Consider the following 25,422-nt stretch of genomic DNA (forward strand, 5'->3'; position numbering starts at 1 on the left):
ACCCAACCTTCTTGAAGTTCTGTTAATTGAAATTCTGGACTTGCATACGACATGACTCCAGAAATAATTCCAGCATCAAAACCAAATAAAAATCCTCCTAAAGAGACTACAAATGCAATTAATGCTAGTTTTTTTGACATGAGTAAAAGTTAGTTGAGTACAATTGATTGGATTGAATGTGGCAATATTTGTAATTTTGTTGTTTTTAAATCAACAGTAATTGAATAATTTAAAGACTCGTTTGAGCTATTCATTGCTATAATTACAATACTCTTATTTTTGTTTTTAAAGGCTGTAGAAATAATTTTATTTGAACTAGTTACACTACTAATTCTTTTTGCTCCTGGTATTATAAATTTAGAAAAATGTCCTATGTAATAAAAAGAATTCGTAAACGTAAGTTCACCCGTTTGTGTATTACCATGCACTGGAGAAAAGCATAAATTTCCCACATGGTTTGGGCCACCAGTCTCATCCAAAAGAATATTCCAATCTGTCCAAGCAACAGTACCATTGTTAAAATCTTTTATCATCGATTTTCCGTAACGCTCTGCTAATTTTGGATCTTCATTTTCTATTCTAGAAATATCATACCCTTCATTACAGCCTTCCGTAAAGATTAGCTTTTTATCAGGATATGCCTCATTGACTCTTGCAACATTTTCATACATTGGATTGTCATCTTTCCAATCCTCATACCAATGAAAACCTGTTCCCCATACATATTTTGCTGCCTCAGGATCGTTTAAAATAGTACTTGCTCTTTGATATAATAAATCTCTATTATGATCCCAAACTATTATTTTTTTATCCCCTAAGCCTTCATTTTCGAGAGTAGGACCTAAATAATTTTTTAAAAAATCTCTTTCTTCTTCTGCTGTATAAATGCAGGATTCCCAGCGTTGAATTGCCATTGGTTCATTTTGAATAGATAATCCCCAAATAGGAATTCCCTCTTTTTCATATGCTTTGATGAATTTGGCATAATAATTAGCCCAAGGTTGATAAAATTCTTCTTTTAATTTACCTCCTTTTAACATATTGTTATTTGTTTTCATAAATGCAGGAGGACTCCAAGGACTTGCATACATAGTTAGTTTACCCCCAGCAGCTTCGATTGCTTTTTTTGTAAATGGAATTCTATATTTTTTATCATGCTTTATGGAAAAAGATTTTAAATCTTTATCTCCTTCTTCAACATACGTATAACTTGCACTTGAAAAATCGCAACTATGAATAATAGTTCTTGCTAACGAATACCCAATTCCTTTTTGTGTATCATAATAGGCTTGTAAAAATAACTCTTGATTTTCTTTTGATAATTTATAAAATGTTTCTGCAGATGCATCTGTTAAAGCAGCACCAATACCAATAAATTCTTGAAACTCATTTCTAGGATCAACCACAATATCAATCTCCGTTTCTAATGGTTGATTAAACTCTGAAAACGAAATAGTATCCGTTAATGTGAGTTTTAAATTTGAATTGTGAGCTGTCGTGTATACTTTTGCTTTTACACTGTTCGTATCAAAAGTAATTTGTTCCTCTTGATAACCGCTTTTACTATTATTTTTAAAATTTTTACATTGATAAAACCCAAAAGAAAGAAAAAGAATACAAAATGATACGGATTGTTTTTTTAAAAATTTTTTCATCTATTTGATTTTTATTGATACACTATTAGAATGACTTATTTATGGTTACTTTTTATCACTTTCTCTTTTTTATAATTTAGACCATACCCAAAATCAAATAGTGGTTTTTTTGATGTGTCCCAAAAATTCACTCCATATTTACCTTTAAAATCAGCTTCGGATGCTGGCCAAGAATGCGGTAATTTACCTTTAAAATCGTAATCGCCAAAAAGTACTTCTGCGATTCCATCTCCCTCTGAACCAGGTAACCAAGTTGCAACAAATGCATCAGAATCATTGATTTGGTTTGTAGTTACTAACGCTCTTCCAGAAATTAAAACAACCACTGTTTTAATACCTTTTTCTGAATACTTTTTTATATATTTTTGATGTGATTCACTTAAGGTTAATTTATTTTCTATATTTTCATCATTAATATCCCCAAACATTTCTGCATATGGTGTTTCTCCCACAACAATAATGGCTACGTCTGCATCAACATGATTTCCTGTAGCGTCCTTATCATAAACAATTTCTGCTTTTGAAATTTTTTTAATCCCATCTAAAATAGTTGTTGCTCCTTTATAATTTTCTCTTGTACCCTGCCATGCCATTGTCCAGCCACCAGACTGTAGTCCTGCATTATTAGCATGCTCACCTACTACTACTATTTTTTTAAAGTTTTTATTTAATGGTAAAATATGATTCTTATTTTTTAATAAAACTAACGATTCACGGACAGCTTGCCTCGCCTTATCTCGATGGTTTTGGTTTCCAATTTTTGATATAAATGATGCATTTGGAAATGGATTTTTAAATAATCCTAACCTGAATTTTTGTCTTAAAATTCTTTTAACAGCGTCATTAATTCTATGAATAGAAACCGAATCAGTAGCTATTGCATTTTTTAATCCATTTTGAAAAACATCTAAATCACCATCAACAGCCATTACCATATCTACCCCAGCATTAATTACTTCATTTTTACCAAACCTAGAATAGCCTTTCCAATCCGTAAGAACAATACCGTCAAAACCCATACTTTTTTTTAAAGTATCATTAATTAATTCTTTATGACTATGCATTGATATTCCTGATAATGAATTAAATGATACCATTATTGCCCCTACTTTAGCTTTCACAGCGGTTTTATAAGGTGGTAATAATTTTTCAGAAACTTCTTTCATGGTTAAGGAAGTGTTTCCTCCTTCTATTCCAAAATCTGTAGCACCATCACCAATAAAATGTTTCGCAGTTGCCATTACAGTATGGCCATCTTTTAAATTTCCTTGTAGGCCTTCTATTGAAGCTTTCGCCATTTTACTTGTTAATTCTGTATTTTCTGAAAAAGCTTCGTAGACTCTTCCCCATTTTTCATTATATGGAATTGCAACACAAGGAGAAAATGTCCAGTTAAAACCTGTAGCTTGTACTTCTAGGGCTGTAATTTGGGCAATTTCTTTTACTAAAGAGGTATTTTGTGTTGCTCCCAAACCAACGTTGTGAGGAAAAATAGTTGCCCCTTGAAAAGTATTTTGTCCATGAACCGCATCTACAGCAAATAATAAAGGAATTCCTAAACGTGTTGACAATGCTTTTTCTTGTAATGCTTTAAATCTATTTTGCCAGCCTAAAGCATTTTCTCCTGGATTTGGTCCTTGGGTATGAATTACGGATCCAATAAATTTTGTAGCAATTTCATTATCTGAACCTAAATCTGCAAAATGCCTAACTTGAGTCATTTGACCAATTTTTTCATCTAAAGTCATTAAAGCTAATAATGAATCAACTTTGCTTTCAATTATTTTATTTTCATCGGTATAAATATCTGTTTTATATGCATGTAAAAATAGCATCAAGACAAAAATTGATAACAAGTAAAATTTAGGGCTCCTACTTTTTGAAGTCATATAGTAAATACAGTTGATTTTTTTTAAAAGAAGTCACTACTAATCCGTTTAAAAGTATATTATTTTTTATATTCGTGTTTAACCCAGTCAACCTCCATAACCCACTCTGAACCTTTCATAGGAGAATCAGTAATTTTTGCGAAATTTAATATTGCAAACATGGGTTCAGGGTATTTATCTCCTTCACCTACATTTCTATAAATTTCCTTACCATCAACTCTATATACCAAATCACTATTTTGCCATTCAACAGAATATTCGTGATATTCATTTAACGTAACATCAAATCCTTTTCGTAAACTCCACCAATCTCCTTTATCACATTCGCCCAAACTTTTAATAGCACCTGCTGTAAAATGGTCTTTTTGATGATCACCATGATGTTCAAAAATATCGATTTCACCAGAACCTGTTAGTGGCCAACATATATTTTCATTTTCTTCTTGTACTGGTGATTCATTATTTTGCGCCCCCAAAATCCACCAAGCAGGAAACATGCTTGGTTCTCCATTACTACTTAGTTTTAATTTTGCAGTCCATTTACCTTTGATAAATTCTTTTCTGTTTTTTGAAGCAATACGTCCTGCTACATATTCAGTTTCAGGATGTTTTTTACCATGTTTATCTAGATTATCACAATCGTATTTTTTATCAATTTTAACTACTTTTAATTTTAAGGTACCATTACTTACCTCTCTTGTTCCAAATTCATTATCTGGAACGTAACAATGTGTTTCGTTATTTACCCAAATGCGTTGGTCTTGCCAATTGTCAGTATTAAAGGTGTCGAAATTGTCAAGAAAATCTATTTCCCATTCTATAATTTCTGGTGTTTTATCAGATTGTTTTTTATCTTTTGTTTTAAAAGCTATTAATAATAAAGCCGCTAATAAGGTTATTAAAACATATATTTTTTTCATTATTTTGGGTTTTTAAATTAGGTGATATTCTATTTATTCTGTTTCTGAAGTTTTAGAGGCCTCTATTTCTTTATATAATAGATGGTCGTCAATGAGTCTTAACAATAATATTTTATGTAATGAATCAATATTTGATAAATCATCATTTTGATCTTTTAATATTTTTAAATTATCATCAACTTCCTCATCACCATAATAAGGTCTTTGAGCTTCAAGATATTCACCAACTTGTTGTTTAAGTGTTTTCAAAATATAATAAACCAAAATTCGTTTTATAATTCTAACATTTCAAATAGATATAATGAATCATTAAACAGTTAAATTTTTATAATTTAGTTTTTAATCAACTTTTTTTGTGCGAATCCTTGATCTGTCTCAATTAATACTAAATATATCCCTGATTTTAAATTTGATAAATTATATACACTATTTGAGGTTATATTTGGTTGAATATTTTTAACCAAACGACCATTCAAATCCACAATTTTTAGGCTTTTAATTTTTTGTTGTGGTGATAATTTTATACTAAAGGTGTCAGAAAAAGGATTTGGGAATATTTTTACTTCATCATTTAAGTTATCTTCAACGCTTAAACTACTTGTAAATTTAAATTCAAACCAATTCATATTAAAGCCACTTTGTAAAACTTTCATTTTTAAGGTATAAATACCCGCTTTTAAAATTGCCTGAGTTGAAGAAGTTGTCCAAGTTTGCCATCCCCCAGTTATTGGTAAATTTAATGTAGCAATAGACTGAGTTTCTTGATTATTAATCAATTCAAATTCTATTTTACCTACGCTAGATTGAGAAGCTGTTCTTACATTTAAATTGTAATATCCATCATCTGAAATGTAGATTAAATATTCGGCATAATCTCCAGCATCTGTATAAGCTATATTCTTCCCAGCGCCTAAATCACTGGTATCTTCTAGTTGTAGTCCGAATTGATTACTATAATTTTCAGCTTGAATTTTTCCAGGAATTAATAGTCTAGTAATCAAATAATTATTTACCAATTTATTTTGAAAAGTTGGTAACTTAGCATTTAAAGAAGATGTAATTATATCTCCATTATAACTGACTTTTATTTCATCTTGATAAAATAAATATTTATCAAGTATAATATTGATTACTCTATTATTTGATGGATCTATTTTTACTGATGCAATACTTCTTAAAATATTATTTACTCTTACCTCAAACAAATTAGTACTAAGTTCTTGAACATTTATTGGTTGATTTACAACAATATTTATTGATTGTTCATCATCACTAGTACTAGCGCTTAAAACTTGAAACGCAGGGGTTGGATCTGTTGATTTTAAAAATTCAATACTACTCATATTAAATGAAGCATTGCCATCAATTAAAATTTTTAAAACATGCTTACCTTCCTCTAAATATTTATTTTTAACTGTTTGGAATACAAAATTATTCCAATTACCTGTGTTACCAAGTGTGACGTCGCCTGCAAAATCAATATCATCAATGAAAAATTTTGGTTTGCCTCCTGATTGTTCAGTAGCATATCTAAACTTGAAATCATAAAATGCTGTTTCTTCAACATTGATGGTATATTTTACCCATTCATTTTTTTCTGTATAACCTATGTGATAGCCATTACTATTAATTTGATCTTGATTGGTTTGAATATCTACTCCATCATTTCTATATTCCCAACCAGAGTTCCACGCGGTAAAGTTTCCTGTTGATAGGTTATAATCAGCTACTACAGTATCATAATATGCAAAATTATTTTTTCCTAAGTCATAATCCGAGAGGTAAATAATACCAGGAATTGGAGCAGGTTTACCATGATAAGGTAAGATTTCATCGGTTTGTACTTGTCGTATAATGGCGTCAGGAACATCTTTTCTATATTTACTGTTTTCAACTAATAGATTATCCGCCAATTGCATCATAGCATCAAAAGTTTCTTGTACTGTTGGTTTTGATCCTTCACCTTTCCAAAAATTAATTACTTTTTGATAACCCGGATTGATGTTCACAGCATAAGGACTATCTATATCACCTATTTTACGAATTGCCCACCAAGCCCAACCAATATTATTGTTTTCAAAAAGGGTAATGGCATCTGTAAACCAAGTATTTGAATTCTCTCCTGATTCTCCCATCCATAAGGGTACATTATACTGTTCTCTTAATGGCAGTATCCAATCTAAATCATTTGGGCTATTGTAAGTCCAATATTTATGAAAGCTATAAACTAAATTATTATCCCAAGGAGGCAAAAGACCTCTATGGTCGTTAGCATATGAGTTTCCTTCAATATAAAGAATGTGATTATCTCCAACACCTCTTATACCTGCAGTAATATCCTCATAAATTTCTCTCAGCAAAGTATTTTGATTTCCTAAGTCCCAATGTGTTTCATTAATGAGGTCATATCCTCCTATCCACTCATTATCTTTATATCTTTCCGCTATTCTAGTCCATAATGCCACAAGCTTATCTCTATTTGCTTGACTTTCCCATAATGAAGGTTTATCAGGATCATAATCATTAATTTCAGAACCTCTTCCTTGCCCACCTGGAGTTGCGTGCATATCAAGGATAATATACATATTGTGAGGTGCTGCCCATGAAAGCACATTATCAATTAATTCAAAACCTGTTTCTATCCATGTATTTTGACCAGCTATAGGCTCTTCTTCAATAGGAAGGGTGAATAAATTATAATGCATGGGTATTCGGATACTATTAAAGCCCCATGCTGCTAAAGAATCTACATCACGCTTTGTAAAATGATTTTCTCGCCATTTTTGAAAAAAGGTTTCTGTATTTGCTTCTCCCATTAAATCGAATAATTTTTCCTTAATTTCATGTTGAGATCCAGCAATTCCAGAAGTCTGCATCATATATCCTTCCATAATTTGCCAACCTCCGGGGCCATATCCTCTTAAAAAAACTTCTTCTCCTTTAGAATTGATAATTTTTTTCCCAGAAGCTTTCAATCCTTGAGCATTAAAGTTTATTGCACATATTAAAAATATGCACGTTAAAAAATTTTTCATATATATTATTGTTATATTTAAAGATTATCCAAACCGTATAAAGTAATTTCTGAACCTACTGTTATTGAGGTACTGCCGTAATTTGATGTAATAGAAAACTTTAAATATCTAAATTGATCGGAAGTGTTGGGTAAGCTAAACTCATGACCTTCGATAGCCTCTTGGAATGCTTTTGTAGGGATATTACCAGCAGCATCTCTTGGGTCTCCAATATCAAATTGCCCTAATAAATTCCAAGTTTGAGCATCATTACTTGCGTATAAGTTGAATGATTTTAAATTTTCTTCTTGATAATGATACGTTATTCCTCCACCATTATACCAGTAAGCTCTTTGCCAAACCTTGAATCTTTGGATTCTAACATTTTTATTTAAATCAATCACTATATCTAAAGGAAAGTTTAAACTACCCCCATTGTTATCTCTTGTTATTATAAAATAACTATTGTCTGCATCTGTTTCAACAGTATCTACAACATCATCCCAAAAATTAACAGTTCTACCTTCATAAGCATTTCCGTTCACTGATTGAGCTGAAACTAGAGTCCAAGTAGATTTATCAATTTTTTCCTCAAATAAGGGAATGTGTTTGCCTTTATCTTCGAGCTCTGTTATGTTCCCATCAAAATCTTCAACTTTTGTAGAAAAAGATAATTCTTTAGATGGTAAACCACGGATAAAAATACTTTCTTGTAAGTTGTTTGAAGAAAGTATTCTGATTGTTTCGTCAGTACCATCTATAATATGCACATACACAAAGACTGTTTTTGATGCAATATTTTCCCAAGTAATTTTAACCCCTCCTAAATCTGGAGAAATATTGATACTTTCCTGAACAAGAAATATAAATGATTTTAACGGAATAAAATCAATTTGAGAAGCTTGTGAAATGTTTTCACTTTCGTCAACAACATATAATTTTACATTTACAGGAGTTGATTGATTTAATCCATTTACTTCAATAGAAGTATTGTATTTACTGGATACTCTAAAAACTTCTTCACCTAAAGAGTTTGTATATACAGCTTTCACATACAAAATATCATCATCAGAGGGAAGTGTATAGTTTATAATACCTCCACCATTAGTGGGCGTGACAGTTATATTAGTAACTATTCCTGGAGCAGTTGAGTCAATATTTTCATTGTCAGAACAAGAAATAATTGTTGTAAAAACTAGAATTGAAATAAGAATTACTATTTTAATTTGTCTTTTCATAATATTGTATTTTACCAACCTGGGTTCTGGATTAAATTAGGATTTCTAGACAGCTCCGTAAAGCTTATTGGCTGAAAATAATCTCTTGGTGTACTAAAAGACCTTTGACCAACACTCATTATTCGATAATAATTTGCTTCAGAATCTTCATCTACAGACCAACCTTGAATTGGAGCAGTAAAGTATTTATCAGCAAGTTTCCATCTTCTTATATCGTAATAACGATGACCTTCAAAAGCTAATTCAATCATTCTTTCTTGTTGAATAATTTCCCTTAAGCCTTCTTTACTTGTGTGTTTGTTTGGTGTTGCCGCCAATGCTGCATTACTCCAAGCATCTTGTACTGTAGGGATTCCTGCTCTTTCTCTAATGACATTTAAGGCGTTATATACTTCTGTGGATGGACCACTAAGTTCATTTAAAGCCTCAGCATACATTAAATACAAATCACTTAATCGTATCATTGGCCAAGGATAAGTTACAGCTTTGTTGTATGCATCCCCTTCAGAATCTTGGTGAACCAATTTTTTAAGTGCATATCCTGTTACTAAATAATCACCTGTGTTTGCAATTCTACCATGGATTTCTGATTTTCTCATTTTCAAATTCCAAATGCTCCCCCAAGTTCTATTGATTCCTCTGTCAAAACCTATTGAAGCATAAAAACGAGCCTCTCTATTAAGATTTAATTTTGCAGTTCTGTTACCGAATTGAGCATAAAAACGCTGATTAAAAGCAATGTTAGTAACCCCATATCTATCAGAATAATCAAAAGATAAATCTTGATCAATAGGTAGTCCATTTTTAGTATAGTAGGTTTCTGCAATTCTTAATGTTGGCGCTAACCATTGCCAAGAAGCCTCAACAGATGAAGACGTTGGATTTTTCATCATTGCGGGAGATTGAATTTGCCAAAATTGCCCATTCGTTACCGGATTTGAATTTCCCCAAATAAGCTCAGAATTCCAAGGGTCTGTAATTGAAAAACGATGATTATATTGATCTCTAACCAATTTAAATTGGAAGTTATTAGTATCAAAAAGTGGCGCAGCACCTGTATAATAATAAATTGATGATCCTTGAGCTAAAGCAGCATCTAAAGCTTCTTTTGCTGCTTTAGCTGCTAAATCCCACTTAGACTCATCATAGGTCTGATTAAAAAAGTGTTCTCCATTACTATTGACAAAATTTGAATAAAATTCTGAGTTTCCATTAAATAGAGGGCTTGCACTAAATAATAAAACTTTTGCTTTAATAGCTTTTGCAATTACCTGATCTATCCTTCCAACATCGTTATTACCAATTATTTTTACGGGTAAATCATTAATTGCTGCATCAATATTTTTAACGATATAAGTAAAACAATCATCAACAGTTTCTCGTTTCACTCTTACTTCCTCATCAGGGGCTGAAATTGGTAAGTTTACATCAATAATTGGAATCGGACCGTAGTTACTCAATAATAAAAAATGATAGTAGGCTTTTAAAAATTTCGCTTCTGCCTTCCATTGATTTTTTTCACTTTGATTCATATCCACTACTAAATCAATATTCTCAATCAAAATATTACAACTACGAATTCCTTCCCATAAGGAGCCTTGCCCTCTGCCAATTGCACCATATCCATTCCAATAGCCCATTAATGGAGAAGAGACGGTTTGTTGTCCTTTCATCAATCTAATTGCATCAGGTTCTTTAGGAACAGGTACTGCTAATTCATCGCTCATTAATACATAACTTGCATATGTTCCGTCATTCTGTGGCAAATAACTATACGAATTTGCCAAGGCATTGTATGCTGTTTCTTTTCTGTTGAAAAGTAATCTAAGTTCTTGTGTACCATCTGGAACAATGTCTAAATAGTCCTCACAGCTTGTTAGTATTGAAATACTACAAATAATTAATGTTATAAATTTTTTATTAAAATTCATTTTTTTCTTTTTAAAAATTTATTTGAATACCAAGGTTTACAACTCTTTGAGGAGGATAACCGAGTCCATTTCCTGCCATCTCAGGATCCCATAAATCGAATTTTGAGAAATGAAGTAAGTTTAATCCTGTAAAATACAATCTAGTTTTTGCCATAGAGAATAGTTTACCCGCTTTTTCAGGAATTGTATATCCTAATTCAACACTTTTTAATCTCAAAAAATCACCATCTCTTAACCACCAAGTAGATGGTTTTTCATTGTTTTCTATTTGATAAGTCGACAATCTTGGCCAAAATGCATTTGGATTTGGATTATTTTCAGACCAATGATTGTCGGCTATAATACTTAATGCATTTCTTTCGTTAACAAATGGTGATATTTCACCGGGATTGATGAAAAATGATGATCTTGCAACTCCTTGCATAAATACAGAAAAATCAAAATTTTTGTACACTGCCGAAAATCCAAAACCATAAACAATTTCGGGTACATTTGGCTTCCCAATTGGTGTCTGATCTAATTCATTTATAACCCCGTCATTATTTACATCTCTATATTTTATATCCCCAGGCAAGTATGAGTTTGATGTTGAAAAACCATTAAATTGTTCAGGTGAGTTATTGATATCCTCTTGATCAACAAAAAGTCTCTCTGCAATATAGCCCCATTGTTGATTTACAGGATATCCTATTCTACTTAAATTTTTATTTTGAAATTCTGGTTCTCCATTTACTAGTATTTTATTTGTTGAATACGTAAAATTACCTCTTGCTGTAATGTAAAAATCACCGTTAAATGCATGGTTGTAATCTAATGAAAGATCAATCCCATTAGTTTTAACCTCTCCAATATTACTACTAATGACTGTGGTTAAACCAGATGTTTCAGGAATGAATTCACGCTCCATATAAATGTTTCTACGGCGCTCTGTAAAAAAATCGGCTATAAGATTAATCTTTTTAAACAGACCTAATTCTAAACCTATATTAGATTTTGTAGCGACTTCCCAGGTAATATTTTCGTTTGCATACCTATTGATAATAAATCCGTTATAATAATTATTATAATCGGTTCCAAAAGTATACCCTGTACCGCCATTATTTAAATTTACATCTGATAAATAAAAGAATCTATCACTAGGACTAGAAATTCCATCATTACCCACTAATCCATAAGTATACCTTAATTTTAACATATTAACAGATGGAATATTTTTTTGAAAATACGGTTCATTAGAAATAATCCAACCAATCCCAATAGAAGGGAAAAAACCAAACCTGTTTTTTTCAGCAAATTTTTCTGAACCATTGTAGCCAAAATTGAATTCTCCAAAATATCTACTGTCGTAACTATAAGATGCTCTACCTGATATCCCCATATTTCTTGAAGGCAAAGTAGAAAATGCGGTATTACCACCTATTGTGTTTAAAGCTTCTTGAAAATAAGTAACTAATAAACCTCCAACTTCGTGTTTTTCATTAAAGTTTCTATTATACTCTAAGACACCCTCATAGTAAAAATTACTATTGCCATAATTATTAACAGTTGGATTGTTTAAAAACTCTGTCCCTTCTTGAATTTGATACAAGGTGTTTACAATACCTGTTGGCGTTTCAATTTCAGATAATCCATAGAAAAAAGGAGTAAAACTTCTTTCGTTTTGATTTTCTGTATATGTTCTAACAGATGCCATTGCTCTCATTTTTAAGCCTTCTGTGATAAAACTTAAATCTTGATTTACCTGAAATTGTGCTAAAGTAGTATTTGCAAAACGATCTCTAAATCCTTTTACACTTTCAGCATAGGGGTTTGGGAAACCACCATTTCCTTTATTCCCAAAAAGTGTATGATTAAAAAATTGCGTTATTTCATCCGTTTCAAAAACTTTTGGGAAGTTTGCAGGATTTGCCTGAGCTACTTGTCTAAAAATATCTGAAGCGCTTACTATGGGGCCATTATATCTCTCGAATAAAGAGTAAAACTTCGCAGAAACTTTAGTTGTTTTTGTTAAATTGATATTGATATTTGCCCTTAAATTAGATCTATTAATATCAATATTATTATTAAAATTATTTAAAGGATCTACTTTTAATAATCCTTTTTCATTGGCACTTGTAACAGACAAATAATATTGTGCAACTTCCCCACCTCCATTTATATTTGCATTAAATCTTCTATTAATAGCAAAATCATTAAAAAGTTCCTTATGCCAATTAATGTCTGGATAAAGATTTGGATCTAATCCATTTCTTGTCCCTTCAATTTTTTGTTTAGAGTATAATAAGTTAGCAGACTGGTCTCTTGATCTTTCTGCTCTGTTATACAATTCCATATAATCAACTGCACCTAGAAAACTGTTTACTTTTGATGGACTAGAAATAGAGTTTTCATAACGAACAGAAACTCTTGCTTTTCCTTTTTTTCCTTCTTTTGTAGTGACTAAAACTACCCCATTCGCACCTCTAGCACCATATAAAGAAGTAGCTGTTGCATCTTTCATAATAGAAAAAGAAGCAATATTATCTGGTTCTAATCGCGCTAAGTCGTCAGAAGTAATTTGTAATCCATCTAAAAGAATTAAGGGACTATTATTAAACCCAAATGTAGTTACACCTCTAATAAAAAAGGCTGCATTATCTTGGCCTGGTTCACCAGATCTTTGATAAGAAATTAGACCTGAAATTTGACCAGCCAAAGAGTTTGTTAAATTTGCTGTGGGTTGTTTTAAATCAGTTACTTTTACTGTAGTTATAGAGCCAATTACGCTGTTCTTTTTTTGCTTAGAAAAGGCTACTATTTGAATTTCTTCTAACTGATCTAAGCCCTCTTTTAAGATGACATTAATCTTTTTTTGGTCTGAAACTTTTATTTTTTGAGTTTCAAAACCTAGATAAGAAAAAACTAATATTGCATTGGGGGTTTTTATATTTATTGCATATTTACCATCAAAATCAGTTGTTGTTCCATTAGTTGTTCCTTCTACTAGAATAGAAACACCAGGTAGTAAATTTCCTAAACTATCTGTTACTTCCCCAGAAACTATTACCGTTTGTGATAGAGAAGAAATTGTGAAAGAAATTATAAATACTTGTAATAATTTCAAAAAAATGGATCTAGAGTTTTCCATAAGTATTTTTTAGAGATAATAGAACAGAAGCTTTTTACTTCTGTTCTATTAATAAGAAGTTTACTTTAGTTTTTAATTAATTTCTTGAACTTACCATTGATATTAATAAAATAAAGACCTGGCTTTAATTTTTCAATTGATAATTCATTACCCTGAATTTTTTCTTTTAATACTAATTTTGAATTAATGTCAAAAACTCTGATTACTTTTTCTCCTTCTAAGTTTTTAATTTGAATTATATCTTTTGCAGGATTTGGGAAAAACTGAAAAGTTGTTGCATCATAATCATCTATAGATGCAGTGCCTTGTAATTGTGGCCCCATCAAATCATCTATATAAAAATCTCCGGTAACACCCCCATTTCCTGGACCTATAAAAATAAAAACATGATCAAAAGTTACACCATCAGCTAACTCTGAGGCATCAATATAAATTGTTTGCCATTGATTAGCAACTAAAATATCTCCCCATTTTTCTAGATTTGCATTTTGATCACCATCCTCTTTTGCATCTGATAATTTAAACATAAAGTTGGTAGTAATAGGAGAATATACTCTGAATGAAAAGATATCGTCTTTTGTTGCATCAAAAGGAGCATTTAATTGAAAATGGATTCTTTCCCATCCACCCCAAGTATTTCCTTTTGTCCACTTGGCAACCATATTTGTACCACCTTCAGGATCTGAAACAGTTTCAAAAACACCAGGTGTTTCTCCCATAGATTCCGACACTGATACTAGTGATGTTCCGTCAAAATCATTGTATGTAACCATATTTATATCAGAGGTAGTAGTTGTAAATGTTGCTGAAACCCCTGAAATAGCAGTATCATTTTCTTTATATTCAATCGTATTGTCTATAATACCGAACCAATAGGTTGTATTTGGTTTTAATAATTGTGATGGACGAATAGTAATTGTAGATTTATTTGAAGACAAAATTGCATTCGAAGAAACTAAAGTACCTGATGCATTATTTTCTCTTAATTCTACAAAGCTAGAAATATCTGTAATAGTTGAATTGTCTAAATTTCTAAATTGAAAATTTGATGTTATTGTAGGGTTTGCAAGTAATGAAACTCCTGTTTCTGATTCAGCAGGGCTTAATGATGTGCTTACTGCTGGTGGAACATTACTTTTTAAATAATCATCAAAATAGTATTTATCTCCTGCTACTGAACCTCCAGATCTATCTCTGTCAAAATAAATTTGGACTCTATCCAAGTTAGTTGCTGTAACAGCACCAAAATTGTAAATTAATTCTACCCATTTATCTGTTTCGGTAACATTTATAATTTGTTCTGATCCATTCCCGTAATCTGGATAGTTTTGAACTCTTACTGTTACTGCTACAGGTTTGCTAACCCACACTTTTACTTTTATGAAAGGTGTTTCTGCAAAATCTAAAGGAGTTAATGGTGTTGCATTGGATACTAAACCGTTTTCTAAACCAGAATCATTACCAGCATGTGTATATTCTCCTACATTATCAGAAAGATTAATTCCACTTTTATCTGGATTTGCAATTTTAGCAAAACCTGTTCCTGCCCAAGAAACAAAACCAACTTCTTGGTTTGTTGTATCAAAATCAAATAACATTTCATTGATATCTCCTGTCACTGCTGCTTTAGTTGTAAAACTTGCAGAAACACCTGTTACAGACTCATCTGTAGAAAATTCAATTGCACTATCAATCACCCCATACCAATAAGTAGTAGCATTACTTAAATCGTTGGTTGGGTCAATTGTAATTTTATTTTTATCTCCATTAATTGTTGCTGAAAATGGAACATCTGCACCATTTACATCACCTATTCTTAAAGCTACTTTATTAGTTACATCTGTAAGTTCAGCGTCATCTATATTTCTAAATTTACCATTGGTTCCTATTACTAAATTGGTATTAATTGCAATATCAATTGCCCCATTTGCAGGACTGTATTCTACTGCTGGAGAAGTGTATAAAGCTGGACCTTTTATATCATCAAAAAAATAAATATCACCTTGAGTAGTATTTGCACCACCTATTTTAATGACAATATTATTCATATATATATTAGAGTGACTACTAAAATCAAAAGTTAGTTCAACCCACTCATTTACATTTGCAGCAGTCACAGATGAAGTTACTTCTATATTATTGCCCCAGTCTGGAGAATTCTCTAAATGAAAAGTAACATCTATTTCTTCTGTTGAAAATACTTTCATTTTAAAGATTGGATTTGATGCTAAATTAAAAGGCAATGGAAATACGGAAGTTGGATCAATAACTCCGATTCCAATTCCATTGTCACTTCCTGCAGTAAATTGACCAACAAAACTCGATGAATTTGTTGCATCTGATACAGGATTTGCCACCTTTGCAAAAGTTGAAGATGTGTTCCAACTGTTAAAAACAATGTTAGGATTGTTTGTGTCAAAATCTATGTGTGTAACTTCTTGTGCTTTTGCTAAGCTGAAAGTTAAAAATAGACCTAAAAGTAATCTTAGTTTCATAATTAAGTAGTAATAAAGTTAAAATAACATACATTTCAGATAAAAACTATGTTGTTTACAACATTGATATATATGTATTTTTGTAATTTAATATATATTGTAATCAACCTAGAAATTAAACTAGGTCACAAATTTGAGTTAAAACTTGTTACTTAACAATTTATTAACCTCTACAAAAATTAATATTGGATTAATTCTTCCTCTACAAAACCTTTGTTAAAAAACGCAACTAATTGATTATCATGGGTTATGGAATTTAAAATTTATAAATGCAATGTAAAAGGTTTTCTTATTTATTTAAGTTAAATTTTTTAAGTATTTCATACCTACTTTATTCATACTGGTTACAACTACATTCATCAAAGAAGCAATCTCTTTTGAGGATTGATTTAGTTTTAATTATGCTAATACCTTAATTTGATTCAGGGACAAATTTAGAATTACGTTGCTTTAATTTTGAAAGAATTGAGAATGATAAACACTTATTTATTAAATCTTTTCTAATATTTTTAATTGCAAAAATATTTTAATTTAAAATCATCCTCATTGTTTAAAACTTTAGAATTATTTAGATACAGTTAATCGATGTAAGTATAAATTATTTATTTCAATTTTTCGATGAAATAAAATTTTTTATCTCCTTTTAATTAATTTTTTATCTCTTGCCATAAAAAATAGTGTCTAGATTTAGAAGATTATATGCTAAAGAAAACTTTATTTTTTACAAAATCGATTTAATATTAATTTTTAAATGTCAAAATAAAAGACCTTTTTTTTTAGTGAAATCATATGAAATGTTTTAATAAAAAATGGATTATCTAAGTTAGATAATCCATTTTTTGTAAGCTTAATGCAAATTAAAGCATTATTATTTTTGTTTAAAATCCTGTTCCGGGAGCTTCAGGTGAAGCAGCTTGCGCTTTTTTAGGATTTAAAATCATATAGGTTCCTAAGGCTGTTAATGCTGCATATTTACCGTAGTTTCCAATTTTTTTGATCGCTTCTTTACGTGTGATTTCTGGTGTGTTATTATCTTGATTTTTCATGAGATATAGTTTTTTAAGTTATTTTTATTATTCTAAAACGATTTTTTTGTTCAATTTACCAGTTGCAGTTTCTAATTGAATGATGTACATTCCTGTTGCTAATTTTGGCAATGAAATTTCTTTCACTCCTGTTGAACTAAAAGAAGTTTGCATCACTTGTTTTCCTAGAATGTTGTACATTTTTACAGTCGCTTTTCCTTGTGTCAATCCAACCACTCTTAAGGTAGATTTGTTGGTTGCATAGATGCTGATGTTTTGTAAAACAACATCTTCAGTGCTCAATACACCAGATGCTTTTGTGTGTAAATAAAAACGTCCTGTACCGTTTAAGGCATCGTTTAAAGTTACTTTATAAGAAGCGTTTGCTTCGTCTAATCGAGTAATGGTATTTGTTTCTCTATCTTCTAAGAAAACTTTTGTGTCTCCTGGTAAATTCATGGCTTCAGCAGTAAAGGTAATTTCTTTTCCTGCAGCAGCTTTTACGCCTACAGGAACAATCATGGTTTCCATTTCAGCAATTGGTAATGATTGTATTTGGAATTTTTTACCCTCATTATTTTCTACTAAGTTTGTAAATACATCTACTGAGTTTTCAATTCCGGCAAACGTTTCACCATCATAGCCGTTGTCAAAACCTTTGGTTGCGTTGTCTAAGTAATACATTTTTACAAATCTATTATTTGAACCATCGTTCATCATCAATTTTACTTCGGTCTTTGATGATTTTTGAAAAGTTCCACTTGTTGAAGCTTGATAAGATTCAGCAATGTTGATGTTTGTTCCGTTTGATGATCTTACAAAAAATCCTTGAGCTGGAGCTAAAACAAAAGAATCTCCAGTTACATAAGTATCATAACTGCTAGTTGCTTGATTCCAAACCCAAAGTGTTTCAGAAACTAAATTGGCACTATTATCTGTTAAAAAAGTAGCACTATTAACATGAGAAGTAAATGGGTTTCCTATTAAATTGAATCCATTACTAGCATTTGAAACAGCCACAGAAACATCTGCTGTATTGATGGTTCCTGTGAAAGAAATATCTCCAGTTGAACTTCTTTTTACTGAATAACCTAGACCATTGTTAAATATTCCTGTACCTGCTGATTGCAAATATGACCAAGTATTGTCAGCTGTTGTGTAAGAAGCAATTCCTCTGTTAGCACCTGTTCCTGAAGCAATACCGTTTGCAGTTACATATGTATCATTATAGGCTTGTCCTGAAACTGGTGAAGAAACCAAATACCAATTGGTGGTTGGTAAGTTTCTATTGTAGGTAACATTTCCTGATGAAGTACCATTTACGATTAAGGTACCTCCTGAAGCTATTAATAAACCATCTGCCTCAGTAATAGTTAGATCGTTTACAAGTGCATTTGTTGAATTACCAATAATTGGAGCATTTGTCACCTCAGGAATAATAGCATTATTTGAGCCTGTTGGCACACCATTACTCCAGTTACCTGCAGTATTCCAATCATTGTCTACTGCACCTGTCCAAGTGGAAGAAGATAGGACAGCAAATTCTCCAAAAACATAATCATCTATTTGAAAAATATTTTGAGCAGGATCAACTCCAGCATCAAAATTGGTTTGTATATCAAAAAATAAAGCTATTTTTCGATTATTGGTAGAGTTAAAACTTGAAAAATCAAACGTTAGGGTTTGCCATACATTTGGTGTAGTATAGTTTGCAGTTACAGCATGCTCCGATCCTCCGTCCTCAACTTTTAAGGTTAGGATTGATGTTCTTGGTCCTTTTACTTTTATTGAGAATCCTCTATCACCAGAAGATAAGTCTATTCCTGAGTTATTTATATAATTTATTTGAGACCACCAATCGTCATTAACACCTGAAGCTGTAGCAACGCCACCAGCTTCGACATAATCAAGAAGCCTCTCATTTCTGAGTGGAGTTGGTAAACTAAAATCAAAACTGAAATCCGTTATTGGCGTATTGACTGCACCGACAAAAATTTCTTTTGTAAATGTATTAGAACCTTCAGTACTTGTGGCTGTTAAAGAAACTAGATATTGTCCCTTATAAGCATAGGTATGGGCAGCAGGATTTGCATCGGAAGAAGTTGAACCATCACCAAAATCCCAAGAATAGCTTGTTGCATCTGTAGACGTGTTCGTAAAAGTAGCTGTAAGATTTGATGTAGAAGTTACTTCTGAAAAATTTGCAACTGGTTGCGGATTATCAGCAACTAGCGACCAATTATCTAAAGTTATACCAGAGGCTCCAAATGTTCCACCTCCAGTTCTAAATAATATGTAATAAGTCCCGGTAGAGGTAATTTGAAATTTTCCTGGACTGGAAGTATCACATCCAGCAGCAACAGCTGATCCAGAATAAGTTTTGATACTACCACAATCCCAAGCGTTGTAGGCTTTAATAACCTGTTGGTCACCGCCATACTCAGTATTTTCAACTGGTTGCACAGATCCAATATATACTTCGCCCCATATAGTATCAATGCCGTCATAAGTCATATCCATATCAAATTGGTACCAACCAGCATCAAGGTTTACACTAGTGTAAAGCCCCATGTGAATCCAACCTCCATCCGCAGGATTAATTTTTCCAATATTCACCACCCCTCCAGTAATAGTTACTGAGCCATTTGTACTATCGGGTCCATACTGGTTTACAACCGTCCAACCAGTGGCATCATCAAAGGTTCCATTGGTGATAAGGTTTTGAGCATTGACAATACTACTTGCCAATAAAATAAACGTGAAAATAATTTTTTTCATAATAAAATAGATTAATTAAAATAGTTTAGATTTTAGAAAATAATGGGATTATTTATCTATTAGGAATTGATTTCAAGTAATGAAATATGACTTCTAGGTAAACAATAAATATTTTCTTATGCCAAATAGATATAATAAACTGATAATTAACAATTTATTAACCTCTACAAAAATTAATATTGGATTGATTCTTCCTCTACAAAAACTTTGTTAAAAATATAACTATTTGATTATCAGTTATCAAGGAATTTAAAATTTCTGAATGTAATGTAAAAGGTTTTCTTCTTTATCTAAGTTAAATTTTTTGCGTAGTCTATACCTACTTTGTTCAATACTGGTAATAGCTACATTCATTAAAGAAGCAATCTCTTTTGAGGATAGATTTAATTTTAAATATGCACACAATTTAATCTCATTTGGAGACAAATCAGGGTGTTTTTCATTTATATTTTGAAAGAATTGGGAATGAGAATTACTAAAATGCAATTGAAAAGTCAACCAATCCTCTTTATCAACTAAATGACTATTGATTTTTTTAATTACTTTTTTTATTGGGTAATGCAATGAACTATTTAACAATTCACTATCAATACTTTTAATATCATTTATTAAATCCATTAATAATTCGTTCTTCTTGATATTGTTTAATGTAGATGATGCTAAAGCAGCATTTTTCTTTTTAATCTCCAAGTTCAAATTTTCTTCTTTCAGCAATAATAATTTTTTGTCTGCTTCTAATTTTTCTAAATCAAACTTTTCTTTTTGGCGTTCTCTTTTTTGGGTTTCTATCTCAATAAGTTGGTTTACCTTTTTTATGTTTTTCATGTTTAAATATGCCCTATAAACTATAAAAACAACAATGAAAGTTAAAACATAAAAAGCTATAGCCCAATTATTCAAATACCATGGATACTGAATATAAAATGGAATATTAATAATTTCAGAAGTAATCCCATCTTCAGTTTTGGACTTCATTTCTAATATGTAATCACCAGATGACAATCCAGGAAAATTAATTTCAAGTTTGTTGATCCAATTTGACCAATTATTATTTAGTCCTTTTAATCTGTATTGTATTAATTTAGAATTTCCTAAAGGCGCTTTAGGGATAGCAATTTTTATTTTGATGAAATTATTAGAATACGGAATTTTAATTTCTTCTTTTCCATCAATTGGAGCTCTAATAGTATCTTTAGAACTTATCAATTCAATTGATTTTACGATTGGTGTTGTATTAATTTCAGAAGTTATTAATCTATCTGCATTATAAAAAACAATTCCATTTTCTATCCCAATTCCAAAAATATTTTTGTCAATTTTTTTAAACTTATTAAAATCATTCAAATGTTTGTCCCAGATATTATAAAAAACAGTTTCATTAACCTTAAAATGATTTTGATCCCTTAAAACATACCCTAGCGTATTGGGAGTTGAATACCAAAATACATTTTCGTTCTGTGAAATATGATTGATGTTATGCAGTCCTTTAAAAATTTCTGAAGGATACTTTGCTTTTGTAAATACATTATCTATGGCATCATAAAAAAAGAACCCTTTTGGATTGAAAAAAACTAAATTGCCATCAATCTTTGTAAAATAAGCGTAGGGTTCTATAGTTTGATTGTCAACACCATAAAATTCAAATTCTTTAAGTTCAAGGCCATCAGGAGACAATAATAGTCTGTAATATCCTTTTTGAGGATGTGCAATCCAAATTTGACCATATTGATCAAACTCTAAAAAACGAGAGGACTCTCCAAAGTTTTCGAATTTTTTTATAAATGTCCATTCATTATTTATTTTCTTAAAAACAGCTAATCCTGAGTAAAAACCAACATATAAAATGTCTTTAAATTTAGGATGCTTTTTAAAAATCCAACCACCACCTTCTAAATGAATTGTTTTTAAAAAATTATTTTTAATTGCAAACAACCCCCTATGACTTCCTACTAAAACTTCATTATCAATCTCTTCAATTTCCCAAATATTATCATTTCTTTCATCAATTAATCTTGGTTCTGCTAACGGATAATTTATATTTTTCATAAATAATCCTTGATTAGTACCTAAATAAAGTATTGAATCCTTTAAATAGCTGGAGTATACAGTGCCAGAGCTACTATTGTTATCTAGTAAATATTTTGAATTACTATTTATTTCAACATAACTAATCCCAGATTCAGTACTTACCCATATATTATTATTTATGTCATTAAATACTTTTAGAGTAGAATTGTTTCTTATACCTCTTTTTTTATTAATGTGATTTCCAATCTCACCATCATTAGAAATGATATAAAATCCATTTCTAAGTGTTCCGACTACATATTGATTATCAGAATATTTCTCTATGTCAGTTATTATAAATTTTTCAAATCTCGTATTTACTGTCCAATCCTTTTTAATTAAAACATTATTTTTAAGACACCAAAAGCCATTATTTTTAGTTGCAATTAGTAATGAATTATCTTTTTCAACAAACACACCAACGATATCCATAGAAATTTTTTCTGTCCCCTTAATTATTTTTTTTTCTGAATTAATAATTTCGAATAATCCAACAGAGACATCTTGAAAAAATCCCCTTTTTTTAGTGGAAAAAAGGTTACTAAATCCTTTGTCCGCATGAATTGTGTTCAGCTGATTCGTCAATGGATCAAAAACATAAATTAATTGAAATGATTGAAAATATATTTTACCTTGAACTTCTATGATATTTGAAAAAACAGGCAATAAAGGAGCCTCTTTAATTGGCTTTTTAAAAAATAAACTTTTGTATTTTAATTTTCCATTTGTAGTTTTATACCAATACCCAAAACCACCATGCCCTCCTGTATAAATATGTTTATCGTCTTTATACAAAACAGCTCTTAGATCTGATTGAACTCCTTCAGTATATCTTGTCCATCTAAAGCCATCATATTCAATTAATGACCCAGGTTGAGCAAAATAAAGCAAGCCATCTGCACCTTGAGAAATATCAAAAATTTTTAATCCTACTTTAACCTCCTCTTTTGAAAAATTTTTTGTGTAAGGTAGCCCTGGAAGATTTGAAATTTGTGAGAACGTTATAGTAATTGAAAAACTTATAATAAAAAGAAAAAAATGTCTTATTAAAATTCTCATTAAAAACTTTATGAATCTATTTATAATAATAATGTTCAAATGTAATAAAATCTGATTTTGAATTTTGGGAAAATGTTTATTAAACTATAGATTTCTTATTTTATAAAATTAATTTATGTTTGTTTAAAGTATCAATAATTATCTTTCTGTAATTATTTTGAATACCTTCCGTAACTTTTGATTTGTCTTGATGAAAACCAGCTTCGGATATCGAAAACATTTCAGAGTTTTGAGCCCTTAAGTTTTTATCACTCCACAAAATGATTTCTGTAATGACAGGAGCTAACTCTATTCCTTTTTCTGTTAGTAGATAAATATTTTCCTTTTGATTATCAGGCAATTTTTGTTTGGTTATCAAATCATTTTCTTCCAACCACTTTAATCTTGAGGATAATATACCTGGTGCAATCTTTTCGGAAGAGTTAGAAAACTCTTTGAACGTTTTTTTGCGTTGAACAAGCATATCTCTCACAATTAATAAAGACCATTTGTCCCCTACTATATCTAAAGTACAGGCAATGGGACAGTTTGACCGAAAATTATTTTTCATTTTTTACTATTAATTTAGTAGTAATAAAAAACTTTTACTACTTTTGCTACTGTTTAAATAGCAAAAATAATAAAAACAATGGAAACAAAATCATTTTTAGGAATTAAAAGCCAATCAAAAAATATACGAGTTGGTATTTGGTCAAGTGTAATATCGGCAATTATGCTTATTGGTATCGGAATCTTTTGGCTAGCTCATCCAAGTGCTACAGAAGGTTCTTTTTCAATAGTACCAGACTCGCCAGCAGCCGTTTCTTTAGCAAAAATAGTAGCTATATTCAAAGCCATTGGAGATTTCTTACCACCTATATTTGTTCTTCTAGCCATCTATTTTAAACAATATAAATTGGCTGGTTACTTTCATATAGTAACACTCATCTTAGTAATTGTTGTTGATATGTTAGTATGGGGTTCTTTTGTGCCAAATGCAGGCGCTAAAGATATTTTGCAACATATACCCTTTGCAATTCCGATTTTGATTGCTGCCTACTCTTTTCTTAAACCAAACTCAAAAACTAATTAATTATGCTTTTATTTATTCGCATTTTCCTCATTCTTTATGGGCTTATTGCTGCTGCAACAGGTTTTATGGGGACAACAGCTAAATTCAATGCTGCTGTAACAGATGCAATGACCGACAATAATCATCGCTATGTTGCTGCCATTTGGATGGCTACATCTTTGGCCTTTTTTTATGTAGCTTGGAATCCATCAGAAACAGCCTTATTTCGTTTTTTGATGGTAGCTGTTTTTATTGGGGGTATTGTCAGAGCTGCAGCTTTGCTAAATTATCCTGCAACCCCATTTCTTATTTTCCTTATTGCAATAGAATTGATTCCAACGGCATTAATGTTATGGTTTCACACCAAACTATCAAATGCAGGTTCACTATAAAATAAACTCAAATGAAACAATCAAATCAAACAGTATTGATAACTGGCGGTGGTTCAGGCATTGGACTTGCCATAGCTCAAAAATTCTTAGCAAATGACAATACCGTAATCATAACAGGTAGAAATCTTGCTAAACTCGAAAAAGTAAAACAAGAAAATCCCAAAATACATTTCTATCAAAGTGATGTAACGGATGATGCCGAAGTAAGGATGCTCGCAGACGATATCCAAGAAAAATTTGACGGCTTAGATGTTCTTATCAACAACGCAGGAATAATGAATCTAGTAGATGCAGGAAACGAAAGCAACGACTTGCATAAACAGATGCAGGAAATTGAAATCAATTACAATTCTCCCATTAGACTATTGCACTACTTTTTACCACAACTTAAAAATAGTGAGAACGCAGTTCTTGTCAATGTTTCTTCGGGTTTGGCGTATGTTCCATTTGCACAAGCACCTGTGTATTCAGGAACAAAATCAGCATTACATTTTTGGACACAAGCCATTCGACCGCAACTACAACCGCATAATATTAAAGTGGTTGAACTCTTGCCACCTGTTGTCGATACACCATTGGCACACGGAGCAGATATTGCCGAAGACGACAACTTAAAACCAATGCCACCCGAAAAATTAGCAGATATTTTTTGGAAAGATTTTATAAATGGAAAAGAAGAGATTACACCAGGAATTTCCAAACAATTGAAATTGATGAGTAGGCTTGCACCCAAATTCATCTTTAAGCAACTCAATAAACAAGCAATACCAAATAAATAACA

General features: G+C 31.0%; 16 protein-coding genes and 1 pseudogene. 3 read left to right on the top strand and 14 right to left on the bottom strand.

What is annotated here, in order from left to right; all coding sequences use genetic code 11:
* The 14 genes and pseudogenes from IU405_RS03425 to IU405_RS03490 all read right to left on the bottom strand — a co-directional run.
* Positions 1-140, bottom strand: a pseudogene (locus IU405_RS03425) (D-xylose transporter XylE); the annotation flags it as partial.
* A 9-nt stretch (positions 141-149) separates the two neighbouring features.
* Complete coding sequence (locus IU405_RS03430; RefSeq protein ID WP_197437213.1) at positions 150-1,655, bottom strand: glycoside hydrolase family 30 protein; 1,506 nt, start codon at positions 1,653-1,655, stop codon at positions 150-152.
* Between the two features lie 35 nt (positions 1,656-1,690).
* A complete protein-coding gene (locus IU405_RS03435) occupies positions 1,691-3,544 on the bottom strand; it encodes a glycoside hydrolase family 3 protein (protein ID WP_231749506.1) in 1,854 nt (617 codons plus the stop codon).
* A gap of 59 nt (positions 3,545-3,603) precedes the next feature.
* Positions 3,604-4,464: a family 16 glycosylhydrolase gene (locus IU405_RS03440; RefSeq protein ID WP_231749508.1), complete on the bottom strand. Its 861-nt coding sequence runs from the start codon at positions 4,462-4,464 to the stop codon at positions 3,604-3,606.
* Between the two features lie 33 nt (positions 4,465-4,497).
* Entirely contained in the window at positions 4,498-4,713 is a 216-nt protein-coding gene (locus IU405_RS03445; RefSeq protein ID WP_197437214.1) for a hypothetical protein, read from the bottom strand.
* 83 nt (positions 4,714-4,796) lie between these two features.
* Positions 4,797-7,499 carry a carbohydrate-binding protein gene (locus IU405_RS03450; RefSeq protein WP_197437215.1) on the bottom strand — a complete coding sequence of 901 codons (2,703 nt, stop codon included), beginning with the start codon at positions 7,497-7,499 and terminating at the stop codon, positions 4,797-4,799.
* 17 nt (positions 7,500-7,516) lie between these two features.
* Positions 7,517-8,716 (bottom strand): DUF4959 domain-containing protein, encoded by a 1,200-nt coding sequence (locus IU405_RS03455; RefSeq protein WP_197437216.1) that lies wholly within the window; start codon positions 8,714-8,716, stop codon positions 7,517-7,519.
* Between the two features lie 11 nt (positions 8,717-8,727).
* Positions 8,728-10,647, bottom strand: coding sequence for a RagB/SusD family nutrient uptake outer membrane protein (locus tag IU405_RS03460; protein ID WP_197437217.1), 1,920 nt, complete (start codon positions 10,645-10,647; stop codon positions 8,728-8,730).
* A 10-nt stretch (positions 10,648-10,657) separates the two neighbouring features.
* Complete coding sequence (locus tag IU405_RS03465) at positions 10,658-13,774, bottom strand: SusC/RagA family TonB-linked outer membrane protein (RefSeq protein ID WP_197437218.1); 3,117 nt, start codon at positions 13,772-13,774, stop codon at positions 10,658-10,660.
* A 65-nt stretch (positions 13,775-13,839) separates the two neighbouring features.
* Entirely contained in the window at positions 13,840-16,269 is a 2,430-nt protein-coding gene (locus IU405_RS03470; protein WP_197437219.1) for an Ig-like domain-containing protein, read from the bottom strand.
* An 878-nt stretch (positions 16,270-17,147) separates the two neighbouring features.
* A complete protein-coding gene (locus IU405_RS03475) occupies positions 17,148-17,315 on the bottom strand; it encodes a hypothetical protein (RefSeq protein WP_197437220.1) in 168 nt (55 codons plus the stop codon).
* Positions 17,316-17,342: 27 nt separating this feature from the next.
* Positions 17,343-20,072: a PKD domain-containing protein gene (locus tag IU405_RS15795; RefSeq protein ID WP_197437221.1), complete on the bottom strand. Its 2,730-nt coding sequence runs from the start codon at positions 20,070-20,072 to the stop codon at positions 17,343-17,345.
* 249 nt (positions 20,073-20,321) lie between these two features.
* Positions 20,322-23,198 carry a triple tyrosine motif-containing protein gene (locus IU405_RS03485; protein WP_197437222.1) on the bottom strand — a complete coding sequence of 959 codons (2,877 nt, stop codon included), beginning with the start codon at positions 23,196-23,198 and terminating at the stop codon, positions 20,322-20,324.
* 100 nt (positions 23,199-23,298) lie between these two features.
* Positions 23,299-23,748 (bottom strand): winged helix-turn-helix transcriptional regulator, encoded by a 450-nt coding sequence (locus IU405_RS03490; RefSeq protein ID WP_197437223.1) that lies wholly within the window; start codon positions 23,746-23,748, stop codon positions 23,299-23,301.
* 78 nt (positions 23,749-23,826) lie between these two features.
* On the opposite strand from IU405_RS03490, the gene IU405_RS03495 reads away from it, so the two are divergent.
* The 3 genes from IU405_RS03495 to IU405_RS03505 are packed head-to-tail and all read left to right on the top strand — an operon-like array spanning position 23,827 to position 25,420.
* Positions 23,827-24,270, top strand: coding sequence for a DUF4267 domain-containing protein (locus IU405_RS03495; RefSeq protein ID WP_197437224.1), 444 nt, complete (start codon positions 23,827-23,829; stop codon positions 24,268-24,270).
* A gap of 2 nt (positions 24,271-24,272) precedes the next feature.
* Positions 24,273-24,641: a DUF4345 family protein gene (locus tag IU405_RS03500; protein WP_197437225.1), complete on the top strand. Its 369-nt coding sequence runs from the start codon at positions 24,273-24,275 to the stop codon at positions 24,639-24,641.
* A gap of 11 nt (positions 24,642-24,652) precedes the next feature.
* On the top strand, positions 24,653-25,420 hold the full coding sequence (locus tag IU405_RS03505; protein ID WP_197437226.1) for an SDR family oxidoreductase: 768 nt from the start codon (positions 24,653-24,655) through the stop codon (positions 25,418-25,420).
* The last annotated feature ends 2 nt before the right edge of the window (positions 25,421-25,422 follow it).

The sequence above is a fragment of the Polaribacter sp. BAL334 genome, assembly GCF_015767435.1.
Taxonomy (GTDB): Bacteria; Bacteroidota; Bacteroidia; order Flavobacteriales; family Flavobacteriaceae; genus Polaribacter.